Here is a 19897-nt window from a genome sequence, read left to right as displayed (position 1 = left end):
CCCCCAAGATACTACTGATAATCAAGAAAAATTTTTAATATTAGATATTTAGAAATACATTTATGCCATTTTCCGCTGAGCATTTTTTTGAAATTTTTTTAAAAGAACTCCAAACACATGACTATTTTGGGGGTTACTATAAGTTTGGAGAGAACCATAAGTTATTAGCGTTTCGCAAGGCTTATTTTATGCAGCGGCTAAACTATATTTGGGAAAATATCCAAAATACGAGCCCTGAAAATCCTATTTTGGATATTGGATGCGGTTATGCCACAACGGCTATCTTCTTGGTTTTGAATGGATACACAGTTAAAGGTTTAACCCTCGAATTTTATTTTCAGCACATTCATAAGCGTAAGGAATTTTGGTCTCAATACGGTGATATTTTCCAGCTTTTTGTTTCTTATGAAAACCTCTTTAATATGCCTCCGGAAGCAAATAGTTATCAAACAATTATTGTTCAAGATACCTTGCACCACTTAGAACCATTATCAGAAGCATTAAAAATAATTTACAATTCTCTGTCAGATACCGGAAAGTTAATCGCGGTAGAAGAAAACGGAAATAATATCATACAACGTGCAAAATTATTTTTACAGCGCGGCAATAAAAGAATTATCCAGATATATGACGAAAAACTCCAAAAGCATATTTTATTGGGAAATGAAAATATTAGAAATCTAAGCACTTGGAAGTCAGAGCTTTTAAAACAAAATTTACAAATTTTGCCGGAATCTGTTCAGTATATTCGCTATTATTTGCCGAATAGCTATGTGGGCGAGTCTTGGCAATCTGTAGCTAACCGAGAGCAAAATATCTGGCGAAATAATCAGTTTTTACGAGAATACTTTTTTTTCGGGCTAAACTTCATCGCCCAAAAGAAATCAACTTTATGAAACCGTTTGGTTTTTTCATCTGGATTTTTATTATTACAATTTACTGCCCTTTATTGGGGTTTGCGCAAGGTAAACGGCTTTCAAGGCAGCCTATTTCCAGAGTGTTGCAAACTAAATTAGACAACGGACTTGATTTTATATTTGTAGAAAACCACGCATTACCGGTATTATCGGTTCATCTTTTTGTTAAAAATGGCGCTTTCAACCAACCATTTTCGGAACAAGGAATTGCCTATTTGATAGAGAAGTCCATTTCTTGTTCCAATCAATTGTATCCTACTCCTTCGGAAAATCAATCTTTTTTCAACAAAAACGCCATTTCTTTTGATTCTGAAACTGATATTGAATACACTCGTTTTTCATTGGAGTTATTGTCAAATCAGATAACGACTGGATTATCTTGGTTAGCGACAGCGGTACGCCAGCCTACTTTTGATTCGCTTATAGTGAAGCAGTTATGCACCCATTTAGGGGATTCTTTGCTGGTGCGGGATAGCGACCCTTTGTTTGGATTGCAGTCCAGATTAAACCGTTTACTCTGGAAAGAAAATTTATATCGGAAGCAAGTTATCACGGATGTAGAATTATTAGCAGGCTACTCTCCGGTATTATTACGGTATCAATACAATCACTATTATTTTCCCAATCATTGTGCATTAGTGATTTCCGGAGATGGGGATTTTGGCCCGTTATATGGCTTAGTAGATTCATTATTTGGGAGTTGGAAGCCATTGTTGATGAATCAATATACTCGTTTTCCGATACCTGATCCAAAACCTTTAAAGCAAGATACTGCTTCTTGGCGCGAAATTTCTGGAGGGGAATATTCTTATCTCACTGTTGGCTGGCAGGGACCTGATTTTCAAAACGACCCGATTGCCACTATTTCGCTATCTGTTCTTTGTGAATTGCTAAATTTTCGCCAATCTAAATTCCAGCAGTCGCTTCCGGAAAAAGTTCCGGGTATGTTATACGGTCAGTTTAAATATACCCCCCGAAAATATACCGGAGAGCTACTTTTTAACGCAGCATTATCTCCTGAAATGACCAAACCTGATGTGCTGGAAAACTTTAAAAACTATCTTAAAGAAGTAGTTGCAGAAAACTATTTTACTGAAAGAGAGTTAAATCGAGCGAGGCAACGAGTAGAGCGAAATTGGATACGTTCATTGCAAAAAAATATTGATTACGGTCGTGAAATCGGAATTGCGTGGGCTACACACCAGCCAGAATGGATTGAACAAAGGACGGACATTTTGTATCATCTGCCAGAATCAGCACTACAAGATGTATGGTCAAATTGGGTACTGGCAAATCATTTTGTAATGGCCGGAAACGTCCCAACGGAAGCTTATCAAAAAAACTTCCTCCCTTTAATATCCCAAACTGCTGCTAAAAATAGTTATCCAAATACAGATTCCACTCTCAAAGAAACACACCATGATACTGCTATTACGGCAAAATCACAAGCCATAGATACATTGCTTTGCATCCGTAGAAACCGCCTACAAATAGACGTTAATACCCGAAAAATCCTGCAGGAATGTTACAAAATATTGGTAAAAAACAAGTTAAGCAAAATGATATTAGTTACTTCTTTTGAAGAAGCTAAAGGAGGTTCAGCCAGAACAAGAGCTTTTCAGCAAGCTATCACGATTAAAAATGAATTAGTTAGAAGCTATAAAATACCGTACCACCAAATTAAGGTACTCTTAGCCCCACAGACCGTTGGTGATGATTGCGTAAAACTAAGTATGGATAGCGGTTCACAAAAATGAACGGGTTGTGAGTGTATTCACGCTTAAATCAAGAATGCAAAAAAACTGCACAATATTAGTGTACTATCGAATTAAGGTTATGGTTCCGGTTTGCCGTACTTCTTTTTTATCAAAACCAACTAATTCCAGATAATACACATAAACACTTTCTGGCGCATCAACACCCGTTTTTGCTTGCCCATTCCATAAAAAGTCCGGCATCTCTGATTCAAAAACTAAATTTCCCAACCGGTTAAAAATCTTTATGGAAAAACGTTCAATAAATAAAGACTCTATTTTAAAAACATCATTAATTCCATCTCCATTGGGAGAAAATGCCGATGGTACATAAACCAATGTTGGAAATGATACCGAAACAGTATTTGACCAAGAAGTATCTCCACAAGCGGTATTGGGATTTAAGGTCATGATTCTGTATAAGAAATTTCCTTTGGAAAGGTCTAAGTTATCATCTGTGTAATAAAAATCACTTGCAGGAAGCGTTTTGAGTGAAATAAAACTATTGGATTCTGAGGTAGCGTTTGTAAATATCTGCCATTCCAGAGGATTCCAAGGTAATTTTCCGCGATCCCACTCTAAATTAGCTACATACGGCTTTGAGCTACCTGATAATAAAATCGGTGCTACTACGTTGCTCGTAACGACCTCATCACAAGAATCAACTGCTTGAATTTTATAGCTATAACTATATTTATCTACAAAAGTATGTTGGTCAATAAAGTTCGTTCGGGATACATCGAGTAGTTGTTCAATAACCTGAAAAGGTTGAGAGTGGTCTTTTTGCCTCAATATTCGGAATTCTTTTAAATCAGGGTCTGTTATTGGATTCCATCGGATTTCAATTCCGTTGTTATTAGGGAGTACCGAAACATGGCAGATAGAAATTCCGGTTGGGGGTATGTTATGTAGGTTTAGCGAACGGGAGGGCGCAGACCAAGCGAAACAATTTGAAAGCGGGTCTCGCACTCTAATCCGAATATTTCCGGTATATTCACAAAGGGAAAGGAGTTCTGTTGTGTCTTGAGGCTGAGAAGCTACGCTGTTGTTGCTTAGAACGACTTCATAAGTGGGGTTATCCCAAGCTGTATAAGCTGACCATTCCAAATATGCTGTGATAGCAGTAACTTCATTAGCGGTACGCAAAATGATATTTGAAACAGAACGGCTTTTGGGGCTTTCATAAAATTCATTACAATATCGAACCGTAGTTAAAGCATAGTAATACTGCTTAGTATTGCAGCCAAAAGCTTTAATATCTGTATAGGTAGTAATTTGGGCGTTTGGTATGCTATCATAAAGTGCCCAGCCGGAACCGTCATTGCGGTAAATTCTGTAAGACACAAAACCATCCGGTATTGGCGGAATTATCCAAGACAATGTTAATGAATTTTGGTTTAAATAACTGATACATCGCAAGTTAGGAGGGTCAGGAAGTCCTGTTACCACAGTTGCCCAAAAATATTGTTGGTTGGTATTTGGCGTAGGGCATTTATAGTTATCCTGCATTTGGATGTAGAACGGGAATACTTTTCCGATTTGGTCGCAGGTTGGTTTCCAACACATTGTGGCATTATACTTTGCCACGCCGGCTCCTTGCAGTGTTGCATTGGGCAGCACTACGGGCTGGTCATTTCCAAAAATTCCGCCTATTCCCTGCACAAATACAGAATCTCCGACATTATCTCTTATCGGAATGGTGTAGCAAGTTTGAACGCCTTCTCGAAACAATAGGGTGTCATTTTGGGGTGCTGGTGAGATTTCGGTAGTATTGACAAAAGGAGCTGTGTTGGCTGGGCATACGGCCACATTAACCTGCCAATCTCGTCTTAGTTCGTTTAAAAGTTCTCCATTTCGGTATTCTTGGGCTACTACCACAAAAACGAATTGCCCAACTCTACCCGGTTGGGCGCGTAAGTAGCCGGTGTTTGGGTCTATTGTTAAAGGGACTGTGCCACCTAATGGGTTCGCTTGCGAAAAATTAGCCGAATACGGTATCAGGGTAAACGGCGGAAAACCGGATGTATCCGGCTTCGGATCTGAATCTGAAGCACCGGTTACCGGACGTTCTAAGCTATAAACAATAACGTCTCCGTCCGAATCTATAGCACGATGGCTAAAACCAAAAGTATCATTCAAACATAAAAAAGTAGGCGGAAAACTTTCAAAAACAGGAGAAGAATTAGGCTGCGGAGGAATCGTTGCCCAATAAGTAATTCCGTACATCTCCGGAGTTGCTAAATTAACAATAGTGTTATTCCGGCAGCATCTCTCCCAAGAAAGAACGTAGCCTGTCTGATTTACCGGCAATTGTATCTCTTTTGTATAAACAGTTTTTTCATAACAAATTCCAGCGGGAGGCGAAACACAGGGATTGTAAGAGGTAATTGGAACGTTTTCAACTGGCCCTAATTTGATGAGGGAACTGCCATAAAAACTATATTGTGAAGCTCCCTGCTTCTCCCATATCGTCAAGGTAATGTCTTTATCAAAAGCAACTTGTTCATTACAATCTCTAAAAACAACGATATTTACCTCATATCGCCACTTTCCGGAAGATGTGCCTAAATATTTATAGGTAATCTCACCTCCGGTTAGGTGCTTTCCAAATAATGCATAAGCACTTAGAAATAAAAGTGTTAACGATAATAAAGTTTGCTTAAAAACCATTGAGTGTTTATCTAACCTAATTCAGGTTTTTATGTTAAATTCGGGTGCAAATTTACCCTAAAAATCTGAAAATACACTACTTTTTACGTAAGTATCCATAGTAAGGTTGCGTAGGCTTTAACCCAATAGTAGGGTATTATTTTTGCAGTAAGTCGCGTATTTCGGTTAGGAGTTTTTGGTCGGGCGTAAGTTCTGGAGCTTCTTCAGGTTTAGGCTCTTCTTTCTTCTTGAGTCGGTTCATCATCTTGATTAACATAAACATAAATAGAGCAACCAACAAAAAATCAATCATTACGGTGATAAATTCTCCGTATTTTATGGCTGCTTCAGCGGCTATAACCTTACCGGCAGCATCTTTTTGTTCTTCGCTTAAAACGTATTTAAGAGATTTAAAATCCACTCCGGCAGTTATTTTACCCACTATTGGCATAACCATTCCGTCAATAAAACTACTGACTAACTTTCCGAAAGCGCCTCCCATCACAAAAGCTATTGCCATATCTATCAGGTTTCCCTTCATGGCAAATTCCTTAAATTCTTTAATAAAACTCATTTGCTTTTAATTTATAGTAAAAAAATATATCCCAAAAAGAGCGATTATTTCACAATCTATAAATGAGAAAGTTATCTACTCTCTTTTCCAAAACGCAAAAATATCTAAAAATGGGTAAAAAAAGAACAGGGATTAGAATTACTTGTGTACCGCCTGCTTTTCAAAAAAACCAGAAAGCCCCGTGATTGTAATAATGATTTACCAACGAAACATTGCTTTTATGCTTTCTAAAGCGCAAGTATTTATTTTTATTTTAGATTTTCAAAAACTCGACCCTACGATTATCTGCCTTGCCTTCCGGTGTATTATTGCTGCTTAATGGTTTGGTTTCGCCATAGCCTTTGGGAGATAATCTTGAGTCTTCAACGCCAAGTGAAACCAGCACTTTTTTTACGGCTTCGGCGCGTTGTTGGGAAAGTTTTAAATTGGAAGTATCATCACCGTCGCTATCAGTATGCCCGCCTATCTCGAGTTTAATCGTAGTGTTTTCTTTTAGCCACTTGGCAAGTTCATTTAGGAAACCCATACTTTCTCCTTTGATTGTTGCTTTTGAAACATCGAATTTAATAGCATGGGTTACAAATTTTCCATCTGTCAGAATTTTTCCCAACATATTCATTCCACCACCTTCGGCAACTTTCACATTTTTTATACGTGTGTTTTCAACAAGGCCGAATGAAATAGATGCAGGGTCAAATCCGCATTTTGGGATTACCAACACCCGATATTGGTCAATATATAATTTAATCTGCTGATTTTTGTATGCAACCGACACATGATGCCATTTTCCGGTGTAATTATCTACATCTCCTTTATAAATACCTACGAATGGATTATCAAAATAATTCGTTTTAATTTCTCCTGTTGATTCAAATGAAATAGACCTTACGTCTCCTGTATTATCGCGTAGAGACAGCATTATATATCCATCATTGTCTTTGTAAAAAAAATCAAACTCAACCGTAAATGCATTTTTGAGATAATTTTTTGTGTTTTTCTTCATTGCCGGCTCAACCTCACAGATGGTACCTAAAGATCCTTCTATACATACCATTGATACATCATCTTTAAGCCTGTTTACAGTTGCCTGGCCACCTAATAGATTCCAACGTGGAGGAAATTCTCCGTTTGGGCTATCCTTAAAATCGTCTTCAAATAAGATTTGCTCTCCTGCAATAAAATCAAAATTACTGTATGGCTTTAAATCATTGTCAGTTTGTGCATTTAGTTTATGGAATAAGAACAGCACCAAAAACGTTAGTAATAAAGTGTATTGGGTGGTTTTCATGAAATTTATTTAACATACAAACCTAATAAAAATATTCAATATAAACAGAAAAATTTAAAAAAAATATTGAAAATCAGATAGTTAATTCTATATAAACTTATTATTCATAATCTCTAATACATGACAAAAATGTGGTTGTAGTTCTGCACTTCTTCAGCCTATTTTTGCTATCTTTACCCCTTGCAATAGTCTTTGCTTTTTATTTTGCACATAAAAAAATAGAAATTTACCACTTCGTTATCTTTTTTATCCTATATTGGAAACTACAACTACTTTTTTAAATTCAAATTTTATTTGATGGAAATATCTACAAAACCGTTACTACTTTCTCCGGCTGGCTCTTGGGAGTCATTAATAGCCGGTATTCAAGCCGGAACTGACGCTGTTTATTTTGGAATAGAGCAGCTAAATATGCGGGCAAAATCTATTAATAACTTTACTATAAATGATTTAGAAAAAATATCTGAAACCTGTAAGCAGCACAATATTAAATCATATCTAACCCTAAACACTATTTTGTATGACCATGATATTTCTTTGATGAAAAAAATAGCTAACCATGCAAAAGATGCCCAGATTGATGCCGTTATTGCCTGCGACCTCGCTTTGCTAAATTATTGTAAAAAAATCAAGTTACCTGTTCATATCTCTACTCAGGCAAACGTTACCAATATAGATACCGTTGAGTTTTATGCTGAATATGCAGATACAATTGTTTTGGCCAGGGAACTAACCCTCAAACAGGTAGAGTTCATCATTAAAAATATCAAACGAAAAAAAATCACCGGAGTTTCTGGGGAACTGATTAAGGTTGAAATATTTGCACATGGTGCTTTGTGTATGGCCATTTCCGGAAAATGCTACCTAAGCCTACATTCTCATTTTGCATCTGCAAATCGTGGTGCCTGCATTCAAAATTGCCGAAGAAACTATTTAGTCATAGATAAACAAGATGGTATTGAATTAGAAGTTGATAATGAGTATATTATGTCAGCTAAAGATTTGTGTACCATAGACTTTTTGGATAAAGTCATTGCTTCCGGAGTTGCCGTCTTAAAGATAGAGGGCAGAACCCGTTCTCCGGAATATGTTTACACTACAACCAAATGCTACCGCGAAGCAATTGAAGCCGTTCTGGATAAAACCTATTCTCTTGAAAAAATCACCCAATGGAAAGAACAGTTAGCTACCGTTTTTAATCGTGGTTTTTGGGACGGATATTATTTAGGAAAAAAAATGGGAGAATGGAGCAACACACACGGCTCTAAGGCTACCCAACAAAAAACGTATGTGGGAAAAGCCCTGAATTTTTTTGACAAAATCAGCGTGGGCGAATTTAAAATAGAAACCGGCACACTCGCTACCGGAGATGAAATCCTAATCACAGGCCCCACAACCGGCATCATTCAAACTACTATTCAAGAACTTAGAATTGATAACACCCAACGAACAGAAGCTATCAAAGGCGATTTAGTTTCATTTCCCTTACCTGAAAAAGTTCGTAAATCCGATAAGTTGTATAAAATCACCCCGGTATGATTAAAATCTTCCATTACAAAAAAAAATGTATTGGTTGTAATGCCTGCGTAGAACTTAACTCAAAACGCTGGAGAATTTCCCAAAAAGACGGAAAAAGTGTTTTGATAGGAGGTATTGAAAAAAAAGGAGAACTTTTTTACTTAGAAACCGACGAAGACGACTTTGAATTAGCGCAGCAAATCGCGGATAGCTGCCCCGCCAGAATCATAAAAGTAGAACAAAAATAAAATTACTCCGGTTTTCTGCAAACAGAAATAAACAAATCCCAATAACTTGCTGTTTTTTAATTTGTTATCTATTCAGATTCTTCAATATTTGGGATAGTTTCGGAATCTAATATTTCTTGAGTTTCTCCAATAACAGGTTCAGTAGGCTTATCCGAGTTATTTTCGGTAATATTTTTTTCAGTTAATTGCTGCTGCAATGTATGGAGAGCTATTTCAGAGGCCAACTGCTCAGCATCTTTTTTTCGGATATGATTTCCCGTTGCAACCGGTTTATCATTCAGCAAAACCGTTACACTAAAACGGTGTCTTATATCATACTTATTTTCAACAACTTGATATGAAATTTTGCCAAGTTTTTGTTTTGTAGCAAACTCAATAATTTTGTTTTTAGGGTTGATTGAGATAGCTTCAAGTTCTTTTAGCGTTAAATAGTTTGATAGCAACCTGTTTAGTATAAATCTTGTAGCAGCTTTCATACCTCTATCTAAATACAACGCACCAATAAAGGCTTCTAAGGCATTTCCAAAAATAACTTGATTCCCTACAAAATTTTTTTTTCTGTATAGCTGGTGAATTACTAATTTGTCAAGACCAATTAATATTGCCAGTTGGTTCATCGTAGCGCGGTTTACTATCTTTGAGCGCATTTCGGTCAAAAAGCCTTCATCCTTTAACGGATACCGCTTAAAAAGATGTTCTGCAACAATCTGATTTAAAACAGCATCTCCCAAGTATTCAAGACGCTCATTACAAGAAGCTGCCGAGATTTCAGTTTTAGTAACAGCCGAATGATGCCGTAACGAAAGTTTGTACAAAAAAATATCATTTGGCCAATATCCAGAAAGAGTAAAAATCTGTATGGATATACGCCTCCTTTTGGGAAGAAGTAAGTTTAGTAACCGTTTATGTAGCAACCTATTCGATAAACTTTTTGAATAATAAGGAAGCGTTATGACCTCCAAATCCGAAAGTATTAGAGATAGCTGCGTTCACTGTTCTTTGCTGTGGAATATGAAATGTATAATTCAAATCACATTCAGGGTCATCTGTAAAATGATTGATTGTGGGAGGCACTATATCGTTTTTAACAGCTAAGATAGTAGCTATCGCTTCAATAGCTCCTGCTGCACCTAACAAGTGGCCAGTCATTGATTTAGTGGAACTTATATTCAAAACGGCAGCGTGTTCTTTAAAAACAGCTTTTATGGAGTTTGTTTCTGCAATATCTCCAAGTGGTGTGGACGTTCCGTGTACGTTGATGTAATCAATAGCGGTATAAGGTAGCTTGGCATAATCTAAGGTAGTTTGCATAACCCGAGATGCTCCGTTTCCATCCGGTGCTGGTGCTGTGATGTGGTAAGCATCAGCCGTCATACCGATTCCGACTAATTCAGCATAGATATTTGCGCCACGTGAAAGAGCATATTCTAAATCTTCCAGAATAAGACAACCGCCGCCTTCGCCCAATACAAAGCCATCTCTATCTAAATCAAATGGACGGCTGGCCGTTTTAGGATCATCATTTCTTTCAGAAAGAGCTTTCATCGCATTAAATCCACCAATTCCGGGCTGCGTTACGGCAGCTTCAGAGCCACCTGCTAAAACTACATCTGCTAAACCAGATTGAATCAACAAATAACCATCTATAATACAATTGGTAGAAGTAGCACAAGCCGCAATGCTGGAAAAATTGGGGCCTTTTAAGCCGTATTTAATGGAAATATGACCCGGAACAATGTCTATAATCATCTTAGGGATGAAAAACGGATTAAAACGGGGTACTCCGTTTCCTTCTACAAACGATTTAACTTCTTCATAAAATGTTTGTAGCCCTCCTATTCCGGATCCCATTACTACGGCAACCCTATTTAAGTCTGTAGCTGAAAAGTTTATCTTGGAATCAACTACCGCTTGGTCTGCCGCAGCAAGGGCATATTGACAAAAGGGATCCATTCTTCGGGCTTCCTTTTTGTCAATATACAGTGTTGGGTCAAAGTCTTTTACTTCACAAGCAAATGTTGTTTTGAATTTGCTGGCATCAAAACGCTGGATAGTGGCTGCCCCACTGACACCTTTTAATAGGGAGTCCCAGTATGTTGGTACATCATTACCAAGAGGCGTAATCGCCCCTAAACCAGTAACTACGATACGTTTGCGCATCGCTGATTTCTCTGTAGTTACGCTACCGAGGTATGCTCCTCTAAGTAGCGAATCGCATCTCCTACCGTAGCTATCTTCTCAGCATCTTCGTCCTGAATACTGATATTGAACTCCTTCTCAAATTCCATAATTAGCTCGACTGTGTCTAAAGAGTCTGCTCCTAAATCATTGGCGAAACTTGCTTCAGGAGTTACTTCCTTAATATCTACACCTAATTTATCTACGATAATGTTCTTTACGCGTGTTGCGATATCTGACATAAAAAAAGTTTTACGGCCGCAAAAATACAGATTTTTTATAGTAAACTAATTTACCGCTATTTTTTTTTAATTAAATTTATATTTTTTTTACAATAAACTATAAATCAGTAACTTACAATTTTTTTTCTATTTACCTAAATACTGCTATAATTTAAGTAGTATGCGATAACTCTCTGTGGTATTTTGCTGAAGCTCGACTATTTTTTTTTTAGATACCTACAAAGGCTTAATTTTGCATCTATTTTTATGGTAAGAGTACGCTTTGCTCCCAGCCCTACGGGGCCGTTACATATTGGCGGTGTTCGGACTGCTTTATTTAACTATTTATTTGCTAAAAAACATCATGGGGATTTTTTACTTCGGATAGAAGACACCGACCAGAACCGCTATGTTCCCGGTGCGGAAGAGTATATTATTAAATCTTTGGCTTGGTGCGGTATTGAGTTTGATTATGGTCCGCATTTAGGTGGCCCAGATGCTCCCTACCGCCAAAGTGAACGGAAAGCTATTTACCGTCAATATGCAGAACAACTTGTAACCAATGGAACTGCCTATTATGCTTTTGATACAGAAGCTGATTTAGAAATTATGCGCCAAAAATTAGAAGCTGCCGGAGTTAAATCTCCACAATACAATGCTGTTGTGCGTAGTTCTATGAAAAACAGTCTCACCTTACCCGCCGGTGAAGTAAAACAACGAATCGAAAATCAAGAACCTTACGTTATCAGACTGAAAGTTCCCAGAAAAGAAGAAATTCGTTTTCATGATGAAATTCGAGGTTGGGTAGTTGTTCATAGCTCACAAATAGACGATAAAGTACTACTTAAAAGCGACGGAATGCCTACTTATCACTTAGCCAATGTGGTAGATGACCACCTCATGCACATCACCCACGTAATACGCGGGGAAGAATGGTTGCCCTCTACCCCACTCCACATTTTACTGTATCGCGCTTTTGGTTGGGAAGAAACAATGCCTAAGTTTGCGCATTTACCACTTTTATTAAAGCCGGACGGCAATGGGAAACTAAGCAAACGAGATGGCGATAGATTAGGATTTCCCGTATTCCCGCTTACATGGAAAGATCCAGAAACCGGAGAAATATCTTCAGGATATAAAGAAGCCGGATACCTTCCCGAAGCCTTTATTAACTTCTTAGCTTTATTAGGTTGGAACCCCGGTAATGACCATGAAGTTATGAGTAAAGAAAAACTAATTGAACTTTTTTCATTAGAGCGCGTAGGAAAATCCGGAACTAAATTTGACCAGCACAAAGCCGCTTGGTTTAACCAAACTTATTTAAGAGCTTTATCTGATGAAAATCTATTGCAAAATGTAAAACCTATTTTATTGGAACATAATTATTCTCTACCGGATGACTTTACCTTAATCAAAATTCTAAACTTGCTCAAAGAAAGGGTTACCAAAATCCCTGAATTTGCAACCATAGGGGATTATTTTTTCAAACCCATACAAAATTATGATGCTCAGGTTATCTCCAAAAAATGGAATCCGGAATCCCGATTATTTATCGAAAATATAATCACTGCTTGGAAAGATGTTTCAGACTGGCATAGCGAGACGCTACACAAAGTAGCGCAAGAAGTAGCTGAAAAACAGGGCGTTCAAATAGGAAAGGTATTACAAATATTTCGTTTAGCACTTACGGGGAGTGCTTCGGGGCCTGCACTCTTTGAGATTTCCGAATTATTGGGAAAAGATACCTGCCTTAGAAATTTACAACACACACTTAACACATTACCAACTGTTGGTTTTTCAAATCAAATAAAAACGTAATTTTACGATACTTTACCCTTAGAAAGTCAGAAAACAATCGCATACACACATTTTTCACAAATTTTAAAACTTTGGCACGATTTATGAACGTGAATTATAAACCTATGAGAGCCGCATCTTTTTCTTGGTTGGTTCTACTACTTAGCTTGTTTTCAACAAGCTACGCTCAGGATGATGTTTTTAATAAAATAGAACAATGTATCCGGACGGGCGATGCAGTAGCTTTATCGGCGTATTTCAACAACAACGTTGAGATAACGGTAGGCAAAACCGATCAAGATTATGCAAAGGCTCAGGCACAGTTTGTAATACGGGATTTTTTTGCCAACAACCCGGTACGTTCCTTTGCTATTGTACACAAAGGGAGTTCAGGGGACACATACTATGCCGTAGGTACGTATCAAAGTGCGCGAGGCAATTATGATACGAATATTTTTTTAAAACGTAATGGCGGTTCATTTCTGATAGAGCAAATACGCTTTGAAATGGACAGGTAAAACATTGTGTTGTGTGTGTATGCGGTCTTGGCGGGTTAGCTGAGACCGTTTTTTTTTTACCTTTGCCCCCACGTATGATTGACTTTTTGCACCACCCAGAAATAGAACGTATTATTAATCAAGCATTAATAGAAGACATTGGAGCGGGGGATGTTACTTCATTGGCTACAATTCCGCTTGAAAGTATGAGACGTGCTCGCTGCCTAATAAAAGAAAACGGCGTTATTGCAGGTGTCCAGTTTGCCGAACAGGTGTTCAGAAAAATAGACAACACATTACACTTTAAACCCATTATTTCAGACGGTTCAGCCGTAAAAGTCGGTGATATTGTCTTTGAAATCTCGGGTTCTGCTCGCTCTATACTATCTGCTGAGAGGTTAGTACTCAATTCTTTACAACGTATGAGCGGGATAGCTGCTATGGCTGCCACTGCGGTGCAAATACTAAAAGGTACAAAGTGTAAAGTATTAGATACCCGTAAAACTACACCACTTATCCGGCATTTAGAAAAATGGGCAGTAGTAATTGGCGGAGGTGAAAACCACCGTTTTGGCTTGTATGATATGATACTTATCAAAGATAACCATATTGACTATGCCGGTGGTATAGCTGCAGCTTTGCGTCAAGCTGTTACGTTTTGCCAAAAAAATCAACAAAAACTACGTATCGAAATCGAATGTAGAAATCTAACGGAAGTTCAAGAAGCCATTGCAACCGGCGGAATGGATATTATTTTACTGGATAATATGCCGCCTACCATGATAGCGGAAGCCGTTTCGATAATAAATGGCCGTTATTTAGTAGAAGTTTCCGGTAATATTACCTTAGAAAACTTAGCTTCTAAAGCTCTTCCCGGCGTTGATTTTATTTCTATGGGAGCACTTACCCATTCTGTAAAAAGTTTAGATATTAGCCTAAAAGCCTTTTAAGGCCATGTGTGGAATTGCGGGTTACGTAGATTTTTCCGAAAATGCCAGCCTTGAAATAGTTCAAAAAATGATTGCTCCGATAGCTCACCGAGGGCCGGACGCAACAGGAACTTATACAGACTTAAATGTTGGACTTGGTCATAAACGGTTAAGTATTATAGACTTATCCGAAAGTGCCAATCAGCCTTTTTGGTCAAGAGATAAACGGTTTGTGATAGTTTATAATGGTGAAGTTTATAATTATCAAGAACTTGCGTCAAAAATTCCTTATCCATTACGGACTCAATCCGATACAGAGGTTATTTTAGAGGGTTTTGCTCATTTTGGGCATTCTTTTTTTTCGCAGCTAAACGGAATGTTTGCCTTAGCTATTTGGGACACTCACGAAAAATGTTTATGGTTGGCACGCGACCCCGTTGGCATAAAGCCGCTCTTTTGGGCATCGTATCAGAAAAAATTATTTTTTGCATCTGAAATTAAATCTATTAAAGCTGTTTTTAATACCTCAGATGTTAATCTTGAATCCATTGCCAATTTTTTATATTTAGGGTTTATTCCCGGGAGGAATACTATTTACCGAGAAATTCAACGTTTTCCACAAGGGCAATTTTGGAAAATTTCAGCATCAGGAATCAAGCAGGATACATTTTTCCAATTATCTGATTTTATTCAGAAAACAGTTATTACAGAAGAGGAAGTAGCTATAAATCAATACCATGAAGTGTTAAAAAATGCTGTTAAGCGGCAATTAATTAGCGATGTTCCGGTGGGTGTTTTTTTTAGTGCCGGAACAGATTCTACCTTACTCGCTTCTTTGGCTAAATCCGTCAGTTCAAAAACAATCAATACATTTACTATTGGGTTTAAAGATTCCATTCACAACGAATCCGAATATGCACAAAAAATAGCTAAACATCTTGGTACAGAGCATCATGAGTTTATATTAGATTCTCGGGAGGTTTTAGATCATTTTCCGGAGTACATAAATACATACGATGAGCCTTTTGGGGATACTTCTACGTTTCCAATGCGTTTAGTTTCTCACTTAGCTCGGAAGTATGTTTCGGTTGTTTTGAGTGGCGAAGGTGGAGATGAGATTATGCTGGGCTATGGGTCTTACCTCTGGGCAGAGAAATTGCAAAATCCGATTATCAGGGCCGGAATCAAGACACTACTTCCGCTACTTACTAAGTATAATCCAAACTTTGGAAGATTTATTGGCTTTTTTGATGAAAAAATTGATAGTAAGCGATTTAAAACTAATTTATTTTCTCAAGAAAATTATCAATTTAGGCAAAAAGAGATTCAAGAACTATTTTGTAGTTCTATAACGTTTTCACCTTTACAAGAGCATTGGCAACTTGCCCGAAGTCTAACGGCTGCTGAAGAACAGGCTTTTTTTGATCTTCATTATTACCTTCCGGACTTGCTCTTGACTAAAGCCGACCGGTGTACTATGCAGTTTTCCTTAGAAGGCAGGGTTCCTTTTTTGGATTTAGAGGTTCTTAAAGTTGCTTTAAATATTAGCCCAAAACTTAAAATACGTGGTTCTATCAGCAAATATTTAAGTAAAAAGGTTCTTTATCAGTACGTTCCTTATTCTTTGCTAAATCATCCTAAGTATGGTTTTGCGCTCCCTGTGGATATGTTACGGAGATTTCTACGCCAAGAACTTCGCAGTTTATTAGAAGAAACTCTTTCACCTGCAGTTGTAAATCGTTATGGTTGGCTAAAAGCAGCAAAAGTTACCGAAGTGCTACATCAATTTCAGCATGGAAATTTGAATAAATTTAACCAAGTCTGGAACCTGTTTATCTTACATCAATGGGCAAAGGAAAAACTATAATAACTTTATTACTATGAAGTTAGCACAACAAATAGGTAGTTTATTACGCAAAGAGATATTAGTAGAGTGGCGGCAGCGATACGCTATTAATGGGCTTGTTTTATACGGAATGTGCATGGTCTTTATGGTTGCTATGCAGGTTCAGGATAGCATCCAACCGGCTACATGGAACTTAATTACTTGGTTAGTAATTGTTTTTATGAGTATTAATGCTAATGCAAAGAGTTTTTTGGCAGAGCCAGCAGAACAGCAGTTATATTGGTATAATTTAGTTTCGCCTATGGCGGTAATAATAGCCAAAATGATTTATAATGCCATTTTGTTGGGTTTTCTAAGTTTGGTAACTACTTTTTTATTTTGGGTATTATCTGGCCCGGATATAGAGCAGCCGTTATGGTTTTGGTTAGCCATTGTGGCGGGTAGTTGGTGTGTGGCTATTAGCAGCACCTTACTGTCAGCAATAGCCGCCAAAGCCACACGACAAGGAACGTTGTTAGCGGTGCTAAGTTTCCCTATTTTACTGCCCGTTTTAGCCAATAATGTTAGCTTAACCCGAAAATCTATCGAAGGAATTGCGCATTGGCAAGCCTCTGAAATACAGATTCTTATTGGAATCACAGGTGTTTTTGCAAGTCTATCGGTTTTGTTGTTTCCGCTGCTTTGGGTAGATTAGCTTTATATTTATTTTTTTAAAATGCTATTAGCCAATAATTTAACTAAAAAATACGGTAGCTTGTGTGTTTTACAAGGTGTTTCATTGGAAATTCAATCCGGTGAAATGGTATCTCTTTTGGGAACTTCCGGAGCCGGTAAAAGCACCTTGTTACAACTATTAGGTACGTTAGATACACCTGATTCCGGGGAAATTTTCTTTAACCAAATTGACATCTTAAAAATGTCCGCTAAACAGCAGGCTATTTTCCGAAATCAGCAGTTAGGGTTTATTTTTCAATTTCATCAATTAATACCGGAACTTACTGCTTGTGAGAATGTTACGATTCCGGCCTTGATTAGCGGAAAACTGTTATCAGAAACTCGGCAGCGGGCAGAAGAGCTTTTGGCCATTTTAGGTTTGGAGGGTAGAAAAGACCATAAGCCTAATGAACTTTCCGGAGGTGAGCAGCAACGGGTTGCAGTAGCAAGAGCCTTGATGAACAGACCAAAACTGATTCTGGCTGATGAACCCACCGGAAATTTAGATTCTAAAAATAGTGAATTACTGTTTCAATTATTCAGAGAATTAGCTGATAATCAGCAAACATCTTTGCTGATTGCTACCCATAACCCAACACTTGCCAATATGGCCCACCGTAAATTGTTTATTCAAGATGGCAGATTTGTGGCTGAACCAACACTGAGCAGAGAGTGAGGGATTCGAACCCTCGATACGTTCTCACGTACACGCGATTTCGAGTCGCGCTCATTCAACCACTCTGACAACTCTCTTTCAGCCGCAAAACTAAAAAAATAATCCTGCTTTTCTCTGCCAAATATTTATTAAAAAATCGTTTCTCATTATTTCCCCAAAAAATATCATGCAAAATCTCTCTCTTTTCAAAAAACATCAAAACCAAATCAAACTGAGTATTCTGCAATATATTGATAATCTGAATGTTTGCAAAATACCATTTCTAAAAAAATATTCAACGCAGGTATTTTTACCAACATCTAATCTTAATTTTTCTTAGACATAGAAAAATGTACCGAAAAGCTTTGATCATCGGAGGCAGTGGATTAATAGGTAGTTTTTTAGTAGATTTTCTACTACAAAGTACTGATTTTGATGAAGTTATTTTGTTTAATAGGAAACCTTTCGGAATCAATAATTCCAAGATAAGAGAGATTATTACGGATTTCCCTACTTTAAAAGAGGCTTTTCCGGAGGTTTATTGCACTGATGTTTTTTGCTGCATAGGCACAACATTAGCAGATGCCGGCAGCCAAAGTGCATTTGAAACTATTGATTATGAATATCCTATGCTTGTTGCTCAAAATGTTCTGCAACAGGGCGCAACCGGATTTTGGGTTATAACGGCTACCGGCGCATCTCTACATTCAGCTTTTTTTTACAACAGAACCAAAGCCCGCTTAGAACAAGCCCTTATCTCATGCCGCTTTAATTCTTTGGGAATTGTGCGACCCTCGCTTTTGCTGGGAAAAAGGCCCAAACGTAGAAGTACTGAACTGATATTCCAATGGTTATTACCCAAACTGCATTGCCTTATGGTAGGAAAATTAAGACGTTTACGCGCCATTCATGCCAAACAAGTCGCTAAGTGCCTGTACATCTTGGCCTTAACAAAAAAAGAAGGTTGCGTAATAGTAGAATCCGAAAATATCGGTTTATATAAATAAATTCATTTCCCTAATTTTTAACTGTATTTATGGGTTCATACTAACTTTTTGTGCATTATTGTTGTTAGGAAAAAAAAGTATTTTTGCCTACGTAAAATGGAAAATTTAACAGCACTGAATCAATTTCTTGAAACCCCCAAACGATTAGTTCTTACCACACATCACAAACCTGACGGGGACGCACTCGGTTCAATGCTTGGTTTAGGCCATTATCTTGGAAGTTTGGGGCATCATATTAATTTTTTAAGCCCCTCCGATTTTCCATCATTTTTAGATTTTTTATATGGAACTCATTTAATTTTAGATGGTTCAAACAATATTGAGCAAGCGGAAAAAATCTTACAGCAAGCTGATTTATTAATTTGTCTTGATTTCAACCGGTTAGAAAGAACCTATGCAATTGAGTCTATTTTAAAAAATAACCCTAAGCCTACTTTTATGATAGACCACCACCTATTTCCTGAAGGGTTTCATCATTATAGTTTTTATGACCCCAAAGCGAGTTCTACTGCCGAACTCGTTTATAGGTTTATCTTAGAAAGAGACTCTGCTCATTTAATAACTCCCGAAATAGCAAACTGTCTTTATACCGGTATTTTAACAGATACGGGATCTTTTCAGTACAAATCAACTACGCCGTTTGTGCACCGAGCTATTGCAGACCTTCTTGAAAAAGGAGCTGATATTCAGCAAGTTTTTAATGAAATTTACTGTAATTATCCGCTTAACCGTACTCAATTTTTGGGATATTGCCTCTACAATAAGTTAGTGGTTTTGCCGGATTTTAAAACAGCTTATATGGCCATTTCAACCGATGAGTTACGCGAGTTTGACATTAAAACCGGCGACACCGAAGGGCTGGTGAATTATGCTCTTGGTATTCAGGGAATTAATTTTGCTTCTTTAATTATTGATAGAAAAGAGTTGGTGAAAATATCTTTTCGGAGTGTGGGTAAGTTCAGTGCCCAGCAGTTTGCCTTGCACTTTGACGGCGGCGGGCACTTTAATGCCGCAGGCGGCAAAAGTTCTCTTTCCTTAGAACAAACTGTTCAAAAATTCCTCTCCATTTTACCTGATTATCGTGAACAACTTAATTACTAATACA

Annotated in this window: 18 protein-coding genes and 1 tRNA gene; 12 read left to right on the top strand and 7 right to left on the bottom strand. The window is 37.6% G+C overall.

What is annotated here, in order from left to right; translation table 11 throughout:
• Positions 1–62: 62 nt before the first annotated feature.
• The gene (locus LC115_06160; protein MCZ2356258.1) at positions 63–896 is read left to right on the top strand and encodes a class I SAM-dependent methyltransferase; all 834 of its coding nucleotides are present in this window, start codon (positions 63–65) and stop codon (positions 894–896) included.
• Positions 893–2674: an insulinase family protein gene (locus tag LC115_06155; protein ID MCZ2356257.1), complete on the top strand. Its 1782-nt coding sequence runs from the start codon at positions 893–895 to the stop codon at positions 2672–2674. The genes LC115_06160 and LC115_06155 overlap by 4 nt, the downstream gene beginning before the upstream one ends.
• Before the next feature lie 63 nt (positions 2675–2737).
• Here the strand turns inward: LC115_06155 and LC115_06150 are convergent, their stop codons facing one another.
• The 3 genes from LC115_06150 to LC115_06140 all read right to left on the bottom strand — a co-directional run bounded on the left by LC115_06150 (position 2738) and on the right by LC115_06140 (position 7182).
• The gene (locus tag LC115_06150) at positions 2738–5341 is read right to left on the bottom strand and encodes a gliding motility-associated C-terminal domain-containing protein (GenBank protein MCZ2356256.1); all 2604 of its coding nucleotides are present in this window, start codon (positions 5339–5341) and stop codon (positions 2738–2740) included.
• A gap of 136 nt (positions 5342–5477) precedes the next feature.
• The gene (gene mscL, locus LC115_06145) at positions 5478–5894 is read right to left on the bottom strand and encodes a large-conductance mechanosensitive channel protein MscL (GenBank protein ID MCZ2356255.1); all 417 of its coding nucleotides are present in this window, start codon (positions 5892–5894) and stop codon (positions 5478–5480) included.
• Between the two features lie 253 nt (positions 5895–6147).
• Complete coding sequence (locus LC115_06140; GenBank protein ID MCZ2356254.1) at positions 6148–7182, bottom strand: OmpA family protein; 1035 nt, start codon at positions 7180–7182, stop codon at positions 6148–6150.
• A 297-nt stretch (positions 7183–7479) separates the two neighbouring features.
• On the opposite strand from LC115_06140, the gene LC115_06135 reads away from it, so the two are divergent.
• Both LC115_06135 and LC115_06130 read left to right on the top strand, forming a co-directional pair.
• Positions 7480–8721, top strand: coding sequence for a U32 family peptidase (locus LC115_06135; protein ID MCZ2356253.1), 1242 nt, complete (start codon positions 7480–7482; stop codon positions 8719–8721).
• Entirely contained in the window at positions 8718–8948 is a 231-nt protein-coding gene (locus LC115_06130) for a ferredoxin (protein ID MCZ2356252.1), read from the top strand. Before LC115_06135 ends, LC115_06130 begins: the two co-directional genes overlap by 4 nt.
• A gap of 68 nt (positions 8949–9016) precedes the next feature.
• Here the strand turns inward: LC115_06130 and LC115_06125 are convergent, their stop codons facing one another.
• From LC115_06125 to LC115_06115, 3 genes are all read right to left on the bottom strand, one after another.
• Positions 9017–9763: a ribonuclease III gene (locus LC115_06125; protein ID MCZ2356251.1), complete on the bottom strand. Its 747-nt coding sequence runs from the start codon at positions 9761–9763 to the stop codon at positions 9017–9019.
• Between the two features lie 100 nt (positions 9764–9863).
• The gene (gene fabF / locus LC115_06120; protein ID MCZ2356250.1) at positions 9864–11108 is read right to left on the bottom strand and encodes a beta-ketoacyl-ACP synthase II; all 1245 of its coding nucleotides are present in this window, start codon (positions 11106–11108) and stop codon (positions 9864–9866) included.
• A gap of 17 nt (positions 11109–11125) precedes the next feature.
• The gene (locus tag LC115_06115; protein MCZ2356249.1) at positions 11126–11368 is read right to left on the bottom strand and encodes an acyl carrier protein; all 243 of its coding nucleotides are present in this window, start codon (positions 11366–11368) and stop codon (positions 11126–11128) included.
• A 246-nt stretch (positions 11369–11614) separates the two neighbouring features.
• On the opposite strand from LC115_06115, the gene gltX reads away from it, so the two are divergent.
• The 6 genes from gltX (at position 11615) to LC115_06085 (ending at position 17806) form a co-directional block, all read left to right on the top strand.
• The gene (gene gltX, locus LC115_06110) at positions 11615–13165 is read left to right on the top strand and encodes a glutamate--tRNA ligase (protein ID MCZ2356248.1); all 1551 of its coding nucleotides are present in this window, start codon (positions 11615–11617) and stop codon (positions 13163–13165) included.
• 104 nt (positions 13166–13269) lie between these two features.
• Positions 13270–13662 carry a DUF4783 domain-containing protein gene (locus tag LC115_06105; GenBank protein ID MCZ2356247.1) on the top strand — a complete coding sequence of 131 codons (393 nt, stop codon included), beginning with the start codon at positions 13270–13272 and terminating at the stop codon, positions 13660–13662.
• A gap of 74 nt (positions 13663–13736) precedes the next feature.
• Positions 13737–14591 carry a carboxylating nicotinate-nucleotide diphosphorylase gene (gene nadC / locus LC115_06100; protein MCZ2356246.1) on the top strand — a complete coding sequence of 285 codons (855 nt, stop codon included), beginning with the start codon at positions 13737–13739 and terminating at the stop codon, positions 14589–14591.
• Between the two features lie 4 nt (positions 14592–14595).
• The gene (asnB, locus tag LC115_06095) at positions 14596–16437 is read left to right on the top strand and encodes an asparagine synthase (glutamine-hydrolyzing) (protein ID MCZ2356245.1); all 1842 of its coding nucleotides are present in this window, start codon (positions 14596–14598) and stop codon (positions 16435–16437) included.
• Between the two features lie 13 nt (positions 16438–16450).
• On the top strand, positions 16451–17110 hold the full coding sequence (locus LC115_06090) for a heme exporter protein CcmB (protein ID MCZ2356244.1): 660 nt from the start codon (positions 16451–16453) through the stop codon (positions 17108–17110).
• 21 nt (positions 17111–17131) lie between these two features.
• Positions 17132–17806 carry an ABC transporter ATP-binding protein gene (locus LC115_06085; protein MCZ2356243.1) on the top strand — a complete coding sequence of 225 codons (675 nt, stop codon included), beginning with the start codon at positions 17132–17134 and terminating at the stop codon, positions 17804–17806.
• Here LC115_06085 and LC115_06080 read toward each other — a convergent pair.
• Positions 17797–17883: transfer RNA gene (locus LC115_06080), tRNA-Ser, on the bottom strand. The two genes, LC115_06085 and LC115_06080, sit on opposite strands and share 10 nt — an antisense overlap.
• 252 nt (positions 17884–18135) lie before the next feature.
• Between LC115_06080 and LC115_06075 the strand changes: the two genes are divergently transcribed.
• Both LC115_06075 and LC115_06070 read left to right on the top strand, forming a co-directional pair.
• Positions 18136–18792: an NAD-dependent epimerase/dehydratase family protein gene (locus tag LC115_06075; protein ID MCZ2356242.1), complete on the top strand. Its 657-nt coding sequence runs from the start codon at positions 18136–18138 to the stop codon at positions 18790–18792.
• A gap of 96 nt (positions 18793–18888) precedes the next feature.
• Positions 18889–19893 (top strand): DHH family phosphoesterase, encoded by a 1005-nt coding sequence (locus LC115_06070; GenBank protein ID MCZ2356241.1) that lies wholly within the window; start codon positions 18889–18891, stop codon positions 19891–19893.
• Positions 19894–19897: the final 4 nt, after the last annotated feature.

The sequence above is a fragment of the Bacteroidia bacterium genome (assembly GCA_026932145.1).
In the GTDB taxonomy this organism is placed as follows: domain Bacteria; phylum Bacteroidota; class Bacteroidia; order J057; family JAIXKT01; genus JAIXKT01.
The sequence above is the reverse complement of the archived record's forward strand: the minus strand, read 5'-3'. Positions and strand labels throughout refer to the sequence as shown.